18 protein-coding genes are annotated in these 15,050 nt (G+C 67.5%); 14 read left to right on the plus strand and 4 right to left on the minus strand.

Translation table 11 applies throughout. The annotated features are described in order from the left end of the window. Positions 1–45 precede the first annotated feature (45 nt). Positions 46–516, minus strand: a complete 471-nt coding sequence (locus tag ACFCV8_RS17985) for an ATP-binding protein (protein WP_376686321.1) — start codon at positions 514–516, stop codon at positions 46–48. A gap of 247 nt (positions 517–763) precedes the next feature. Here ACFCV8_RS17985 and ACFCV8_RS17990 point away from each other — a divergent pair, with 247 nt between their 5' ends. The 12 genes from ACFCV8_RS17990 (at position 764) to ACFCV8_RS18045 (ending at position 9,953) form a co-directional block, all read left to right on the plus strand. Continuing rightward, positions 764–1,615 carry a helix-turn-helix domain-containing protein gene (locus tag ACFCV8_RS17990; protein WP_376686322.1) on the plus strand — a complete coding sequence of 284 codons (852 nt, stop codon included), beginning with the start codon at positions 764–766 and terminating at the stop codon, positions 1,613–1,615. A 13-nt stretch (positions 1,616–1,628) separates the two neighbouring features. After that, entirely contained in the window at positions 1,629–1,823 is a 195-nt protein-coding gene (locus ACFCV8_RS17995; protein WP_376686323.1) for a DUF397 domain-containing protein, read from the plus strand. Between the two features lie 57 nt (positions 1,824–1,880). Continuing rightward, positions 1,881–2,075, plus strand: a complete 195-nt coding sequence (locus ACFCV8_RS18000; RefSeq protein ID WP_376686360.1) for a DUF397 domain-containing protein — start codon at positions 1,881–1,883, stop codon at positions 2,073–2,075. Positions 2,076–2,406: 331 nt separating this feature from the next. Continuing rightward, positions 2,407–2,769 (plus strand): hypothetical protein, encoded by a 363-nt coding sequence (locus ACFCV8_RS18005; protein ID WP_376686324.1) that lies wholly within the window; start codon positions 2,407–2,409, stop codon positions 2,767–2,769. Between the two features lie 199 nt (positions 2,770–2,968). Continuing rightward, positions 2,969–3,394: a DUF6507 family protein gene (locus ACFCV8_RS18010; RefSeq protein ID WP_376686325.1), complete on the plus strand. Its 426-nt coding sequence runs from the start codon at positions 2,969–2,971 to the stop codon at positions 3,392–3,394. Then, entirely contained in the window at positions 3,391–6,033 is a 2,643-nt protein-coding gene (locus ACFCV8_RS18015) for a hypothetical protein (protein WP_376686326.1), read from the plus strand. Before ACFCV8_RS18010 ends, ACFCV8_RS18015 begins: the two co-directional genes overlap by 4 nt. After that, positions 6,030–6,896, plus strand: a complete 867-nt coding sequence (locus ACFCV8_RS18020) for an immunity 49 family protein (protein WP_376686327.1) — start codon at positions 6,030–6,032, stop codon at positions 6,894–6,896. Before ACFCV8_RS18015 ends, ACFCV8_RS18020 begins: the two co-directional genes overlap by 4 nt. A gap of 244 nt (positions 6,897–7,140) precedes the next feature. Then, positions 7,141–8,049: a hypothetical protein gene (locus ACFCV8_RS18025; protein ID WP_376686328.1), complete on the plus strand. Its 909-nt coding sequence runs from the start codon at positions 7,141–7,143 to the stop codon at positions 8,047–8,049. Then, entirely contained in the window at positions 8,049–8,441 is a 393-nt protein-coding gene (locus tag ACFCV8_RS18030) for a YwqJ-related putative deaminase (protein ID WP_376686329.1), read from the plus strand. Before ACFCV8_RS18025 ends, ACFCV8_RS18030 begins: the two co-directional genes overlap by 1 nt. Continuing rightward, complete coding sequence (locus ACFCV8_RS18035; protein ID WP_376686330.1) at positions 8,441–8,812, plus strand: toxin-antitoxin system YwqK family antitoxin; 372 nt, start codon at positions 8,441–8,443, stop codon at positions 8,810–8,812. Before ACFCV8_RS18030 ends, ACFCV8_RS18035 begins: the two co-directional genes overlap by 1 nt. Positions 8,813–8,909: 97 nt before the next feature. Then, positions 8,910–9,275: an immunity 49 family protein gene (locus ACFCV8_RS18040; protein WP_376686361.1), complete on the plus strand. Its 366-nt coding sequence runs from the start codon at positions 8,910–8,912 to the stop codon at positions 9,273–9,275. 99 nt (positions 9,276–9,374) lie between these two features. Continuing rightward, entirely contained in the window at positions 9,375–9,953 is a 579-nt protein-coding gene (locus ACFCV8_RS18045; protein ID WP_376686331.1) for an RDD family protein, read from the plus strand. A 51-nt stretch (positions 9,954–10,004) separates the two neighbouring features. Here ACFCV8_RS18045 and ACFCV8_RS18050 read toward each other — a convergent pair whose 3' ends face one another. Together ACFCV8_RS18050 and ACFCV8_RS18055 are read right to left on the minus strand one after the other, a co-directional pair. Next, positions 10,005–10,535: a hypothetical protein gene (locus ACFCV8_RS18050; protein ID WP_376686332.1), complete on the minus strand. Its 531-nt coding sequence runs from the start codon at positions 10,533–10,535 to the stop codon at positions 10,005–10,007. A 149-nt stretch (positions 10,536–10,684) separates the two neighbouring features. Next, positions 10,685–11,083: a hypothetical protein gene (locus ACFCV8_RS18055; RefSeq protein WP_376686333.1), complete on the minus strand. Its 399-nt coding sequence runs from the start codon at positions 11,081–11,083 to the stop codon at positions 10,685–10,687. Between the two features lie 286 nt (positions 11,084–11,369). Here ACFCV8_RS18055 and ACFCV8_RS18060 point away from each other — a divergent pair, with 286 nt between their 5' ends. After that, a complete protein-coding gene (locus tag ACFCV8_RS18060; protein ID WP_376686334.1) occupies positions 11,370–12,263 on the plus strand; it encodes a phosphatidylinositol-specific phospholipase C in 894 nt (297 codons plus the stop codon). Positions 12,264–12,280: 17 nt separating this feature from the next. On the opposite strand, the gene ACFCV8_RS18065 is transcribed toward ACFCV8_RS18060, so the two are convergent. Then, positions 12,281–14,221, minus strand: coding sequence for a serine/threonine-protein kinase (locus ACFCV8_RS18065; protein WP_376686335.1), 1,941 nt, complete (start codon positions 14,219–14,221; stop codon positions 12,281–12,283). 226 nt (positions 14,222–14,447) lie between these two features. Here ACFCV8_RS18065 and ACFCV8_RS18070 point away from each other — a divergent pair, with 226 nt between their 5' ends. Next, positions 14,448–15,038: a TetR/AcrR family transcriptional regulator gene (locus ACFCV8_RS18070; protein ID WP_376686336.1), complete on the plus strand. Its 591-nt coding sequence runs from the start codon at positions 14,448–14,450 to the stop codon at positions 15,036–15,038. Positions 15,039–15,050: the final 12 nt, after the last annotated feature.

A 15,050-nucleotide genomic window follows, 5' to 3' on the forward strand; every position in this document is an offset into this window, starting at 1 on the left:
GTGGGCCGACGGGCCCGCCGCCCCGCTCTGCGTTTCCGGCCCGCCTCAGGGCCCCGCCCCGCCCCGGCCGAGCGTGAACCACACCGCCTTCCGGTACGGCACACCGCCGCCCAGCACCCGCGTCCCCCAGGCATCCGCCACCCGCTCCACCAGCAACAGCCCGCGCCCGCACTCCGGTTCACGGGACCCGTCCCGCTGCTCGGGACACCTGGGCAGGGCCCAGTGGTCGTCGTCCGCGACGGAGACGGTGACCTGCTCGTCCCCCACGGCGACATGGACCTGGATCAGCGCCGTGGCCGTATGCCGGTGCGCGTTGGCAACCACCTCCGTGACACACAACCGCGCGTCGTCCACCAGCCCGGCCAGCCCGCCACATCTGCTGACGGCCAGCAGCGACGCCAAGAAGTCCCGCGACACCTTGGCTGCCCCGGACGTGTTGGGCAGGGCCAGCCGGTAGATCTCGCCGCCCGGCGGGCCCGGTGGCGAGGGGTGTGCGGTGGCGTGGACTGGGGTCATGTCGTTCTCCCAACGCGATGCGGTGCGAACGGGGGGTGCGTCACTCGTCGTCCGTGGCGATGGCTGTGCGCGGGCGTGAACGAACACACCTGCGTACAGCTGCACTTCGGGCTTACCGGCGTGCGGCGCGGCTGTGAGAACGGTAGCGTGGGCGTATCAATTGTTGTGGAGAAACCCATCATTCTTGCTAGAAGTGGACCCCTTCGAGCGATGCGGCCAGACTGGGTTTCGACAAGAGGAGAGGTTGATGCCACCGAGGAAACCCCCTACCGTCCGGCAGTGCCGACTGGGCGCGGAGCTGCGCAAGATGCGCGAGCACGCCGGCCTGACGCCAACCGAGGCCGCCGCTCTGCTGGGCACGGACCGCACCACGATCAGCAACACCGAATCGGGGCGGTTCGGCGTGAGCGGCACGCGAGTTCGCACATGGGCCGGGCACTACGAGTGCTCCGACGCGGCCTATGTCGACGCACTCGCCGCCATGGCCGAGGAGCGGATAAAGGGGTGGTGGGAGGACTACCGCGGAGAGCTGTCCGGGAGCGCCCTCGACCTGGCGGAGTTGGAGCACCACGCGACGGGCTTCCGGTCGGTCCAGATCATGCATATGCCCGGCCTGCTCCAGACCGAGGACTATGTGCGTGCCGTCTACGCGGAGGCGCTGCCGGCACCGACTCCGGCGATGCTGCGGCGAAGGATCTCGCACCGGCTGAGGCGCCGTGACGTGCTCGACCGGTCGAACCCGCCCAGCTGCACGTTCCTGATCCACGAGGCGGCGCTCCGGATGCGATTCGGCAGTCGCAAGGTGGTGTGTGGACAGCTCGATCACCTGCTGACGGAGTCGGAACGTGACAACGTCACCGTCCGGGTGATTCCGTTCGCGGCGGGTGGCTTTCCGAACGCCAGTAGTTCGGCAAACTACGTCTATGGTCCGGTACCGCAGCTCGACACCGTGCAGACGGACACCCCGACGGGGTCCGGATTCGTGGACGCCGAGGCGCGGCTCCGGGTCTTTCGAGCGGTGCTCGACCGGACGGAAGGGCGGTCGCTCGATCCGCAGAGTTCCAGAGACTTCATCAAGGAAGTCGCAGAGCAAGTGTGAAGGCGTGAGAACCATGGATATTCAGTGGCGTAAGTCGTCCAAGTCGTCCGACGCGGACGGCAACGACTGCCTGGAGCTGGCGGAGCACGGTGGTGAGATCCTGCTGCGCGAGAGTGACAACCCGGATGTGGTGGTCCGTACGACCCGTGCCAAGCTCCGCGCGTTCCTTGGCGGCGTCAAGGAAGGCGAGTTCGACGACCTGGCTTGATCGGTCGAGCTGCCGTTTAGGCCCGCCCGGGAACGTCAGACGAAGGGTGTGAGGGACATAGGGATTCAGTGGCGCAAGTCGTCGAAGTCATCGAATGCTGAGGGCAACAACTGTCTTGAGCTGGCCGAGCGTGGCGACGAGATCCTGCTGCGCGAGAGTGACAACCCCGACGTGATCATTCGTACGACCCGTGCGAAGCTCCGCGCGTTCCTTGGCGGCGTCAAGGAAGGCGAGTTCGACGACCTGGCCTGATCCATAGCGCTCCTACTTTCGGGCGGTTCCCATCGGCGCAGGTGGGGGCCGCCCGAAGCATGTGCGGGTGGCTTGGACGGGATCGTCGATTTGCTTGCGTTGGCTCCCCGGCTCTCACTCGTTAGATATCAAACGCTTGATACGAGACTCCATCAAACGCTAGCTTCAGGCGTGCGTCCGGTCGGCCTGCCCTTGGCGGGCGGGTGTCGGGTGCGCAACTCCGGCCAACGCTGCGCCCGTTGGGTGGAGTTCCGAAGGATCGCCCCGCGCTCGCGGCTCGTCACGCCGGCGGCGGGTGCGGGGTGGTCCCGGTGGGCGCCAGGAGAGGGCCGTGCTCGACCGCCAACGCCCCGCGCCGTCCGCGACACGCGTCTTCTGGTGCGAGCGGGTCACCTATCGCACGCTGGAGGCGGACGAAATCGCCGAGGTGTCCCGGCACATGGCACTGGAGCCCGCCGAGACGATCCGCTTCATCCGCATGAACGTCCGGGCGCTGGCCGTCGGACTGTCGCCGCTCGAACGCCACCGCGCACTCAGCTGGGTCGAAGGCGGCGGATGCGTCGGCGCGCTCGCCGCACTCCATCGCGGGGAGCCCTGCGGGCTCTCGCTGAGTCACGGCGACGCGTGGATCGAGTGGACCGTGCGTCCGGGCATCGGCTTGCCCGTGGACGCCGAGAATCTGCCGTCGGAGTAGTCGCAAGGGCGAACATTTCTCGAGGTGCGCACCGGGCTGGAACTGGCAGATGCGCCTGCGAGCGAACGATCTCGGACGTAGTTGGCGGATTGTCATTTGCTGATTGCAACAGCGATGTTCGACTTGATAGAGATGACCATCAGAACGCACGTCCGCCGAATGAGCGTGCGATCGATCGCGACGCGCTGGGGGGCTTGTTGTGGCGGGGTGGGACATACGACCGCAGGGCGTGCAGGGGCAGTTGCGGGTGGTCGGTGAGCATGCGGGCGACATGCAGAAGGCGTTGACCGCGTTGCTGAAGACGGTGTCGGAGGCGGCGAAGGCCGCAGGGACGGCGGTGCCGGGGCCGCAGGCGTCCACACCTCTCCAGGGGCCGGTGGCGCCGGGGCAGGCTCCGTTGTCGCGGGCGGCGACCGGGCCGGTGGCGGCGGCGCTGGCGGAGTTCCTCAATGTGCGTGAGAAGGACTTCGTGTCGATGGCGGAGCGGACCGAGGCCGCGGTGCTGGGCGCGGTGGACGCGACGAACGCCTATGTGCGCGGGGACTTGGAGACGGCCGAGCGTGCGCAGAACGCCGCCAGGGCCGTGCGCGTGGACGAGCTGCGCCGGATGCGGGGGACGCGGTGAGCGGCGGGGGTGCACCGGTCGATCCGCTCGGCGTACCTGTGTTCACCGGCGATCTGGCGCTGCTGGACGTGAAGGTGACGGAGCTGTCGGGGCGCGGGGCGAAGATCGCGGAGACGGCCGGTGACGTACACACCAGCTTCGGTGGGCTGAGCGCCTTCTACCAGGCGCCGGAGGCGGAGCAGCTGTTCGCGACGACGGCTCCGGTGGCGGCGAAGGGGCGCTCGCTGAGCGAGGACCTGAGCGTGGTCGCCGGGGCGCTGGGGACGTACTCGCAGGACGCGTTCCCGCTGGTGGAGAAGTTGAAGGCGCTGAAGCGGGACGCGGGCGCCTTCCGGGTGAAGGCGAACGCGGACGAAGACTGGGACGAGGACGGCGACCTGGTCGAGGAGAACAACCGGCGCCGGGCGGAGATAGCCGAGGTGTGGGCCGCGTTCCAGGAGGTGGAGCGGGCCTGCCACGCCAAGATCGTCGCCCTGGTCGGTGGTCCGCCGCTGAAGACCGGTGACGGCTCGGGGAAGGCGGGGACGTACGGGTACGACGCCGAGGCCCTGAAGCAGGCGGAGAGCCTGCCGTGGGGCGAGGCGGTGGAGGAGTCGGTGCCGTGGTGGCAGGTGTGGGAGCACGCCTACGACTTCGGCAAGGGCTTCGTCGTCGACGGGGTCGTGGGAACCGTCAAGGGGCTGGGCACCCTGGTCGGCGTCGACGGCTGGGACGACATGAAGCAGGCATGGACGGGCCTGGCCAAACTCGCCACCGGTCTCTCACCCATCACCATGCTCACCCTGCACCTCCTGCCCGGGGACCACAGTGAGTGGATCCGTGACTCGCAGGCCGCGGTGCGGGAGACCGGCAAGGCGCTGGTCGCCTGGGACGAATGGGGCTCCAACCCGTCCCGCGCGGCCGGAGCGGTCACGTTCAACGTCCTGACCACCGTCTTCACCGGCGGCTCGGGCAGTGCTGCCGCAGGAGCCGGCAAGGCGGGCCTGGCCGCCAAGGCCCTCTCCGTCGCGGGCAGGACCGCCCGTGTCGTCGACCCCATGACGTACGTCTTCAAGGGCGCGGGCGCCGGTCTGAGCCGCATCGGGGACGCCTTCACCCGCCTCAAGGCCCTGGACATCACCAGCATCCCGCCCCTCCCGGACCACGTCATCACCGTCCCCGAAGGCACCGTCCGCCTCCCGGACGGCACTCTCCACCTCCCCGAGGGCGCCGCGATCCCCGACGGCGCGACCGCCCTCCCCAACGGCACGATCAAACTCCCCGAGGAGGCGATAGCCCTCCCCGAGGGCTCCGTCCGCTCCCCGTTCTCCGACGACCCCGTCTACTACGACCGCCACGGCAACCTCTACAACGAGAACGGCGCCCTCATCCAACGCGCCGAGCAGGCCGTCAAGGAACCCAACCTCGACGCCCACCCCCCGGCCGAGATCCGCGAACCCGCCCTCACCGCCGCAACCGCCCACCACGCCGCCGACCACACCCCGGGCGGCACCGCCGGTTACACCCCAGCCCACAACCACCTCGACGACACCACCCCCACCGGCAGGCCTCCCGGCAACGACCCCACCCACCACTCCGGCGGCTCAGGCACGGGCCCCATCGGTGATCACCCACCCACAGGTTCCGCGAGTGACAGCGGACTCTCCGGCATCCCACACCCCGGTGGCCCGGGCAGAGGCTCCGGCCTCGGCGACAGCCTGACCCCGCCATCAAGCCAGCCCGTGCCGCGCCCCGACTTCATGCACGACGGGCCCAACCCGTACCGTTCCCGCAAGCCGCTCACGCCGGAACAGATAGAGGAAATCCAGGTCTATCGCGCCAACGAGGAGCCGGGGTACTTCGAGCGTTTCTACCGAAAGGACGGGACGCGTGTAAGGGTGGAGCGGATTGACGAGAGCGGACTCACGCCACCCCAGCTCACTCGCTTGTTGGAAACCGACCCATGGATCCGCGCCAAGGACGCGCCGCAACCGCCGTCCCCTCACTACCTGGATGAGAAATACATATCCGTCACCGAAAAAACCGTAAAGAGTAAGTCCAGGCTCAAGGCTTTGAACGAGATGGCTCGGAAGCGTTTTGAAGCCATTCAATGGGACAATTTGACGGAAAAATTTAAGGCGGATGCAGATAAGAATCACAAGATTCTGAACACGTCTGATTCGGGTAAAATTCTGAAAGAGGCGACAGAGGAGTATAGGGTCGCCCACACTGAGATGCGTGACGCTGCAGAGGCTCTGGGTGAGGGGGCGGCGGAGCTTCATTACATGGCCGACAGGTATCCGGACTTTGAGCAGCAGCCTCTGCTCGGCCCGAAGAATGGAAATGATCAATTCGATCAGGTGTGGAAAAACGAAGATGGTAAATTCGTTGTCATTGAAGCGAAGAGCAGCTCGAAAGCGGACCTCGGGCGAAGGACTCTCCCTAGTGGTAGGCAGGTGTCTCAGGGGAGCCGTGAATATTTCTTCGAAATTATCGAAAAGATGAGACGGAGGGGCGAAGGGGAAACGGCGCAAGCCTTGGTTGATGCCTTGGATGACGGAAAGTTAGAGTACGTCCTAGTTCGAGGGAATAAAAATTCGGGAACATACACCGGATATCAATACCGACGGTTCGATATTAGTAAGGGGACGCTCTCGTGACGGTAAATTTTTCTCGCCATAATCTTCCATCTGGTCCTGATTCCGAGAGGCTTGCGGAGCAGGTGGACGTGGATCTTTTCAGGAGAATCGATCGTCTCGAAGAGAAGACCGAAGTGATCGATTTTGCATTCAGCTCGGCCATTCTCTCATTGCGTGCTCATTGTGTTACTGACCCGCGGGCAGCAGCGGTGGAGACGTGGGAGGCTGCGGTAAACGCAATGCAGCTCGGTTCGGCGTTTTTTGCTGTGACTGGCATTACTGAAGGTCATGTGGAGTGCCGGATCAATCGGAAGATGCGGACGCTGCCGACCGCCAGGGGGCCGCGGTCGTCTGCTGATGCGGGGAACTGGCTGTCTGCTTTCTGGTTGGCTGTGATTTGTCGGGAGCAGCAGCGGATGACGGAACTGTGTGAGATTCCGCTGGATCGGTTGCGGGCTCCAGAAGGCGCGTTTGACGAGTACATCTACCACTGGGTGGACACTCTGCAGACTTATTGGCTTCAGCGTCCTGGTTTGGTGGAGAAGCTCACCGCCGCGATTGAGATGTCGGACCCCTCCGTGGCTCGGATCGCTCCGATCGATCTTTTGCAGGGGCAGCTCTATCCGCCGATCAACCTCTTCTACCATTTCGTGACCAGGGACACCGAGGGCTTCACTCCCGCTCTGATCGAGACGCTGAAGTTGCACCAGGCGTACTGGACGCTGACCGAGGAGCGTGCAACCGACATCGACGGCAGCATCGCGCTCGGGCCGCTCGCCATCGCCTGTCTCGCGTACGACGGGAAGTTCCCGATCGGTGTCGAGTCCGACTACCTGCCGAAGCATCTTCTCCAGCACACCTGGCTCGGTGAATTCCCCACCTGAGCCAACCGGGATCACCATGCGGTCCGGTCGGATTCGAAACCGGGCCGCGAATCGCGTGTATCCCTCCGTGCAGCATGTTTCCGTCACAGGGAGAGCTTCTTGAGCTTCGGCGACCCGAACACCCCGTACAACCCGCAGACTCCAGCGGCCCAGCCCGGATACCCTGCCCCGGCGCCGCAGGACATGCCCGGGTACGTCCCGTACGGGTATCCGCCATACGGGACGTACGCGCCGGTGGGACGACATGAAGCAGGCGTGGACGGGCCTGGCCAAACTCGCCACCGGTCTCTCACCCATCACCATGCTCACCCTGCACCTCCTGCCCGGGGACCACAGTGAGTGGATCCGTGACTCGCAGGCCGCGGTGCGGGAGACCGGCAAGGCGCTGGTCGCCTGGGACGAATGGGGCTCCAACCCGTCCCGCGCGGCCGGAGCGGTCACGTTCAACGTCCTGACCACCGTCTTCACCGGCGGCTCGGGCAGTGCTGCCGCAGGAGCCGGCAAGGCGGGCCTGGCCGCCAAGGCCCTCTCCGTCGTGGGCAGGACCGCCCGTGTCGTCGACCCCATGACGTACGTCTTCAAGGGCGCGGGCGCCGGTCTGACCCGCATCGGGGACGCCTTCACCCGCCTCAAGGCCCTGGACATCACCAGCATCCCGCCCCTCCCGGACCACGTCATCACCGTCCCCGAAGGCACCGTCCGCCTCCCGGACGGCACTCTCCACCTCCCCGAGGGCGCCGCGATCCCCGACGGCGCGACCGCCCTCCCCAACGGCACGATCAAGCTCCCCGAGGGAACCGTGACACTGCCCGAGGGCAGTGTCAGGCTGCCCACTGGCCTCGACGAACCAATCCGTTACTTCGGCAACGAGCACAACCTCCTCGACGAAAACGGCAATGTCCTCCAGAAAGCCGAGGACGTTCAACGCGAAGGCTCCCTGGACAACAGCCCCCATGCACAGACCCCCGACCCGACACGCGAACCCGCCCTCACCGCCGCAACCGCCCACCACACACCCGGTGGCGATGTCGGCCACACCCCGCCCAGCAACCACCTGAACAACGCAACAGGCAGTGAGGGGCTGCTTACCGGGCTGCCCGAGACGCAAGTGTCTTCCCCAGGAAACAGGTCGGGGCGTGCGTGGGATCAGTGATGGATACCCGGACAGGAACGATCATTGAAGGAATCAACGGCAAGAGAGAAGTCGTCATCAAGGAGAAAGACCTGCACCCTACTTTGAAAGACAGGCTGGACAAGATCGGGGATCCTCCGCCGCACGAGGACGAACCGTTGGGTCATGCCGAGGTAAAGGCTGCTAACGAACTGCTCTGGATGCGTACGCGGCAAGGTCTGCCCGATGGCACCGAGGCCCTTACCGAGATGAGAGCGGCAGTAGAAGTCCCTTACCTCAAAGACGTCTCTGCGGGGCTCCAAGGCAGGCGAGCCCCATTCTGTGCGAACTGTAACCACATCCTGGAAGGACTGCCCAGCAAAAACGGCAGATTTACGGGTTACCCGCCGAGCGAAGAGAATTGGATCCCCTGATGAATCCTGTGGTGCGAATCGACGTCGATGACCCGGATGTTGATATGGACGATGCTCAGCGAGTACTCTATCTAGGAGAACCGTTCACCGGAGAAGTGGCTGAATACCAGAGCGGGCATCTGATCAGCCTGGAAGAACACACCGGCGGGATTCCGAACGGACTGTCTCGCGATTGGTATCAGGATGGAACTCTCAGTTCCGAAGGGGTCATCCGCAATGGTCGCCCTTCGGGCGAATTCAAGGAATGGCACCCCAGCGGGGTCGTGAAGTCCCGCAAATTCTTCGACGGAAGCCTCACATCCCTTCGCGAAGAAGAGACGTGGGATGAGTGCGGCAATCTGCTGACTTCATGGCACCGGGACAAGGATTGAGCGGAGCGCGACCCCCGAACCCCGTTCCCCGCGCAAGGGTAGAATGACGATTACGTAGGCATCCGGGGCAGTCTCTCGTGGCTCTGCAGCGTAGTGGCTGCGGCGGCCGGGTCTGGTGGAGAGGGTCACTGCCGGGATTGAGATGTCCGATCCGTCCGAGGGTCGGATCGCTCCGGCTGATTTATTGCAGCGGCAGCTCTATCCGTCGATCAATCTCTTCTATCGCTTTGTCACCAGGGATATCGAGGGCTTCACTTCCGCTCTGATCGAGATAATGAAATTGCACCAGGTGTACTGGACCTTGACCAAGGGGCGTTCCATCGATATCGGCAGAATTATTGCTCTCGCACCGCTCGCCATTGCCTGTCTCGCGTACGACGGGAAGTTCCCGATCGGTGTCGAGTCCGACTACCTGCCGAAGCATCTTCTCCAGCACACCTGGCTCGGTGAATTCCCCACCTGAGCCAACCGGGATCACCATGCGGTCCGGTCGGATTCGAAACCGGGCCGCGAATCGCGTGTATCCCTCCGTGCAGCATGTTTCCGTCACAGGGAGAGCTTCTTGAGCTTCGGCGACCCGAACACCCCGTACAACCCGCAGACTCCAGCGGCCCAGCCCGGATACCCTGCCCCGGCGCCGCAGGACATGCCCGGGTACGTCCCGTACGGGTATCTGCCGTACGGGACGTACGTGCCGGAGGGGTACGGGGCGGGCGTGCCGCCGCTGGCCAACTGGGGGCGTCGGGTCGGTGCGTATCTCCTCGACGGGCTGATCATCCTGGGCCCGTTGTACGGACTGGGATTCATCGACCTGGCCCGCAGTGAGAACCTGGCGACCGCCGAGCCCGGCATGTTCTTCCTGGGCGGTGTCGTCTACACCCTGGTCATGGCGATATTCCAGCTCTACAGAGAGGGATCGACCGGCCAGACGACCGGGAAGCGGGTCCTGGGCATCAGCCTGCTTCGTGAGGCCGATGGCGGCACTCTCGGAATGGGGATGGCTTTCGTGCGCAAGCTGGCGCACATCGTGGACAGCATGCCCTGTTACATCGGCTGGTTCCTGCCGCTGTGGGACACCAAGCGGCAGACGATCGCCGACAAGTTGTGCCGCACCGTGGTCGTCGAGGTCAGCCGCACCTGAACTGGCCGCGTGGACGGGCGGTGTGGTCACCGCCTGGTGGGGTGCTCCTCGTCAGTTCTTCGGGCAGGCCGCGGCTTTGAACTCGGCCGTGGAGACGGTGACCGCGGTCTCCTCGCCGATGCCTGTGGACCGGTTGTAGTAGACCTTGCCGGGGGTGAGCCCGTCCAGGTCGGCCAGGGTGAAGGTGACGTGGCCCGATGACCACGAGTTGTCCTTGGTCCACCCGTAGAGGGCGTAGGTGGTCCTGGGGGCGAGCGAGGTGAGGGGGCCGGTTGCGGACCAGCCCGGGGCGGGAGGGTCGAGCGGCCAGGTGGTGAGGCCCGGTGCGAGGGGGTGGTCGGCGGTCCAACGGGCGCTGGGTGAAGCGTTGTTGGCGTCGTCGGTGTTTACGTAGAGGGTCGCGCCGTCGATGTGGTGGCCGCAGACCATGATGGCGCCGAGGAGATGGCCGTCGTCGGTCACGGAGATGCCGGCGACGGCGTCGATGGGTACGGTGCAGCCGGAGGTCGTGGCCAGGGCCGCGCCGGCCGCGACGGCGCCGACGAGGCGCCGGATCGCCGGGCGTGGAGTGGTCGACCGCATGGCTCAGCCCCCTGTCCGGGGTGCGCGTGAGGCCCCCGGTTGTCGGAGCGTAGGGGGGCGGGTGGCGTCCGGCGCGTCCTTGTTCCCATCCGTTGTGTGCTTGTTGTCGCCCCGTAGTCGTGAGGCCGGAACGCCGTCCGGCCGGAGGGTCAGCCGTTGTCGGTCAGGACGACCTCGTAGGCGTCGTCGTAGTCGTGGTCCTTCAACAGCAGGGTCAGCGTGGCGCGTTCGCCGGTGAAGCGGATGTCGGCGGTGCTCTCCCTCTCGCCCTGGAAGAAGTCGGCCGTGGCCGGGTGCTGGGCGGGGCCGCCCCAGCGGGTCACCCAGCGCTTCGCGTCGGCCTCCGGGTCCCCGTCGGACGCCGCGAGTTCGGCCAGGCCCGCGGCGTCGCGGGCCTTGAGACGGGCCAGGACCTGTTCCGCGACGGAGAGGCTGCCGGGGGTGGGACGGCCGGTGACCCTCAGGTCCAGCTCGTTGGTGCCGTTCCGTACCCGCTCCGGGGTCTTGTCCGTGTTCAGGGCGTCGCACCCGCCGAGGGCCAGCACCACCGCTCCGGTCAGGGCGAGCGTCCTGGAAGCACGCCCGAGGTGTGGGCGGAGCTGGGGGATGGCGTTGATGTCGGCTCCTCGGCGCGGTTCCGCCCATGGGGCGGATCGGTCATACGTAAAGATAATGCCGCTTCTCGGAGCTGCCGGTCCTGCCACTTGTCCTGGGGCGGCCGTTGGGCCTGTTCCGGATGTGACGTGGACCAGTCATAATCTGACGGCTGATCCCACGGCTGATCTCATGGTTTATCCCACGGCTGACCCCACGGCAGACGGAGGCACTTCCCGCATGAGCCCGTTCACCGCCACCCGCCGGAACTTCCTGGCCGGCGCCCTCGCCGCCACCACCACCGTGCTCATCGGTACGGGCCCCGCACGCGCGGCCGACCGCCGGGCCCTCACCACCCAGGGCTGGATGGGCGCGATACCCGACGCCACCGCGCTGCGGGCCCTCACCGTCCCCGGGTCGCACGACTCCGGCGCCCGGTACGGCGGTCCCTGGACGGAGTGCCAGAACACCACGATCGCCGAGCAGTTGGACAGCGGCATCCGCTTCCTCGACGTACGGTGCCGGATCACCGGCGGCTCGTTCGCGATCCACCACGGGGCCTCGTACCAGAACCTGATGTTCGGCGACGTGCTCGGCGCCTGCTGGGACTTCCTGGCGGCGCACCCCACCGAGACCGTGCTGATGCGGGTGAAGCAGGAGTACTCGGAGGAGAGCGACGCCGCGTTCCGGGCGGTCTTCGACGACTACCTCGACAACCGGGGCTGGCGCCCGCTGTTCCGTATCGGCTCCTCGCTGCCGTCGCTGGGGGAGGCGCGCGGCAAGGTCGTGCTGCTCGCCGACAACGGCGGGCTGCCCGGGGTCCGGTACGCGGACCCGGGGCTCTTCGACATCCAGGACGACTACATGGCGGAGCCGATCGCCAAGTACACCAAGGTCGAGGCCCAGTTCCGCCGGGCCGCCCAGCAGCCCGGCAAGCTGTTCATGAACTACGTCAGCACGGCCGCCCTGCTGCCGCCCCGCTGGAACGCGGACCGGCTCAACCCGCAGGTGCACTCCTTCCTCGACGGTGCGGAGGCAGCCGGCTGGACCGGGCTGGGCATCGTCCCGCTGGACTTCCCGGCGACCCGACCGGGCCTGGTCGAGTCGCTGATCCGGCACAACCCGGGGGTCTGAGGCACCGACCGGCCGAATCAGCCCCGCTTGTAGAAGTAGCCGTCGCCGCTGGCGGGGCCGACGTTGTGCCGGATGCCGCCGGGGTTGAGGACGAAGAACGACGGGTCCAGGGACCGGTAGCAGTAGCCGGGGTTCGCGCCGACGAGCTGGAGGGCGCCGACGTTGACGCGGCTGCTCGTCGTGGAGGTCACCTTTCCCTCGTACGGGCAGTTGTTGTACGGGTAGTCGGACAGGCGCACCACACCCGTCCGGGAGATGGTGACGGTGCCCGGCTGCCCGGTGTTGTACGTCTCGCCGTACTTCCAGGTGCCCACGAACGAGGAGGGGACCGAGCTCCCGCCTCCGCCCCCGCCGCCGGAGCCGCCGGAACCGGGCTTGGACCCCGACCCCGTGCCTGACCCCGTACCCGAGCCTGTGCCCGACCCCGACCCCGACCCCGACCCCGACCCCGAGCCCGTACCCGAGCCGGATCCCTTGTTCGCGCCGGTTCCGGACGATGTGCTGCCGGTTCCGCCGGAGCCCGGGTTCCCGCCCTGGTCGGTCGTGTTCCGGCCGTCCGTTCCGTCGCGGCCGTCGCGCCCGTCCTCGCCGTCGTGGGCCTTCTTGCCCTTGTCGCCGGAGGAGGCGTGGGGGCTCTTCGTCCCCCGGGACGGGGCGGGCCCCGGTGACGAAGCGGACGTCGGGGAGGCGGGTGTGCGCGGGGCGGCGGTGGACGGCGGGGAGGCGTGGTCGCCGCTGTCGCCGCCGAACGGCTGCAGCACGGCCAGCGTCCCGCCACCCCCGCCCAGGAGCAGCACCAGAGGTACGGACACGATCACCGCCCGGCGCCGCCGCTCCCGCTTCGGCTTCGACTCCGGCTCGGGCTCAGGCCCGGCCGTCACCTCGCCGGGTGCGGCCTTGGCGCCGGGAAGGGCTGCGGGGTCGGGGGCCGGGCCGGGTGCCGCCGGACGGAGGGCGACCGTGCCGAGATCCACCCGCTCCTGGCGTACCGGCGCCGCCTCCGCGTCCAGGAGCCGCGCCGACTGCCGCGCGAGGTGGGCCACCACACCGGCCGGCAGCCACTGCGCCGGGGCCGGGGCGGGGTGCTCGCGGCCGGGCTCGGCCAACAGTGCTGCCACGGAGGGGCGTTCGTCGGCCGACTTGGTCAGCAGCCGGGTGATCAGGGTGCGCAGACCCTCGTGGCGCACCCTCCTGAGGTCGGGTTCGGCCTCCACGATGCGGTACATCACCGCGTGCTGGTTGCTCGCCGCGTTGCCGAACGGGAGCGTGCCGGTGGCCGCGTAGGTCAGTACGGACCCCAGCGTGAACACGTCGCTCTTCGGGCCCGCGCTCTCTCCGTGTATCTGCTCCGGGGACATGAAGCCCGGCGACCCGATCACCATGCCCGTACTGGTCAGCAGCGAGTCGACCGAGGCCTCCACGGCACGGGCGATGCCGAAGTCGATGACCTTGGCGCCCTCCACCGTGAGCATCACGTTCGAGGGCTTGAGGTCGCGGTGGACGATGCCCGCCTCGTGGATGTCCTTGAGCGCCCGCAGGAGCCCGTCGGCGAGGGCGAGCACGGCCTCGGCGGGGAGTGCGCCGTGGCCGCGCACGATCTGCTCCAGCGAGAGCCCCGGTACGTAGCCGGTGGCCACCCAGGGGTACTCCTCGTCGGGGGCCGCGTCCAGCACGGGCGCGGTGTAGCGCTCGCCGACCCGCCGTGCCGCGTCGACCTCGCGGCGGAAGCGGGCCCTGAACTGCGGATCCGCGACGTGCTCCTGGTGCACCACCTTGACCGCGACCGTACGGCCGTTCTCGGCGCGGGCGAGGTAGACCCGGCCCATGCCGCCCGCGCCGAGCCTGCCGAGCAGCAGATACGACCCGATGCGGACCGGGTCGTTCGCGGTCAGCGGCTTGATGCCGCCGATGACGTTGTCGTCGCCGTTCTCGTTGTCGTCGTTCTGCTCGCTGGTCATGTTCGAGCGCTCCCCCGCGTGTCCCGCGCCGCAGCCCGCGGGACCGTCTCGGTCATCCGAAATCCGTTCGCCCTGCTGCGACTTGGAGCAGTTGCCCGATGTTCAGTCTGAGGTACGGCACACAGTGATTGGAACTAATTCCGGAAAAAATTCCAGAAGCTTCACTAGGCTGCTTCCGGGGACATCCCACGAGAGACCCGCGGTTCCGGGAACGAGGACGGTATCGATGAGCCCGAAGCAGCAGCGCGGCGAGGCCACTGCCGCGCAGGTGCTCGACTGCGCGTTCGACCTCTACGTGGCACAGGGCGAGGCCGGTCTCACGCTCGGCGCGATCACCTCGGCCAGCGGGGTCAGCGCGGGAAGCATCTACCACCACTTCGGCAGCCTCCAGGGAGTGGTGCTCGCCCTCGCGCAGTCCTGGCTCGGCCGCCTCCTCGACGAGCTGGGCGGGGCCCTGGCGCAGGTGCACGACGCCCGCGCCGGTGTGCACGCCCTGGTACGGGCCTATCTGCGCTTCGTCCGGCTCAACCCGGGGGCGGCACGGCTCATGCACTCCGTCGCGGTGGACCGCGAGGTCGACGCGCACGCCCGGCGGATACGGGGCGCCCAGGAGGCCCGGCTGGCCCCGCTCGCGGCCTGGCTGCACGCCCGTCAGGCGTCGGGCGAGCTCGTCGACCTCCCGCTGCCCGTACTGGAATCGCTGATCCTGGGCCCGGTCGTGGCCGTCGCGCGCCGCTGGCTCTCCGTCGGGGACGTGGACCTGGCGGAGGTCGAGCGGACGATGCCGGACCGCATCTGGTGTTCCGTCGGCCGTTGAGTGCCCCCGGCC

It is taken from the genome of Streptomyces sp. NPDC056347 (assembly GCF_042262625.1).
In the GTDB taxonomy this organism is placed as follows: domain Bacteria; phylum Actinomycetota; class Actinomycetes; order Streptomycetales; family Streptomycetaceae; genus Streptomyces.

Coding starts and splice junctions, on each gene's coding strand:
- ACFCV8_RS17985 (WP_376686321.1), bottom strand. CDS start 516: ATGACCCCAGTCCACGCCACCGCACACCCCTCGCCACCGGGCCCGCCG.
- ACFCV8_RS17990 (WP_376686322.1), top strand. CDS start 764: ATGCCACCGAGGAAACCCCCTACCGTCCGGCAGTGCCGACTGGGCGCG.
- ACFCV8_RS17995 (WP_376686323.1), top strand. CDS start 1,629: ATGGATATTCAGTGGCGTAAGTCGTCCAAGTCGTCCGACGCGGACGGC.
- ACFCV8_RS18025 (WP_376686328.1), top strand. CDS start 7,141: ATGAAGCAGGCGTGGACGGGCCTGGCCAAACTCGCCACCGGTCTCTCA.
- ACFCV8_RS18030 (WP_376686329.1), top strand. CDS start 8,049: ATGGATACCCGGACAGGAACGATCATTGAAGGAATCAACGGCAAGAGA.
- ACFCV8_RS18035 (WP_376686330.1), top strand. CDS start 8,441: ATGAATCCTGTGGTGCGAATCGACGTCGATGACCCGGATGTTGATATG.
- ACFCV8_RS18050 (WP_376686332.1), bottom strand. CDS start 10,535: ATGCGGTCGACCACTCCACGCCCGGCGATCCGGCGCCTCGTCGGCGCC.
- ACFCV8_RS18060 (WP_376686334.1), top strand. CDS start 11,370: ATGAGCCCGTTCACCGCCACCCGCCGGAACTTCCTGGCCGGCGCCCTC.
- ACFCV8_RS18065 (WP_376686335.1), bottom strand. CDS start 14,221: ATGACCAGCGAGCAGAACGACGACAACGAGAACGGCGACGACAACGTC.
- ACFCV8_RS18070 (WP_376686336.1), top strand. CDS start 14,448: ATGAGCCCGAAGCAGCAGCGCGGCGAGGCCACTGCCGCGCAGGTGCTC.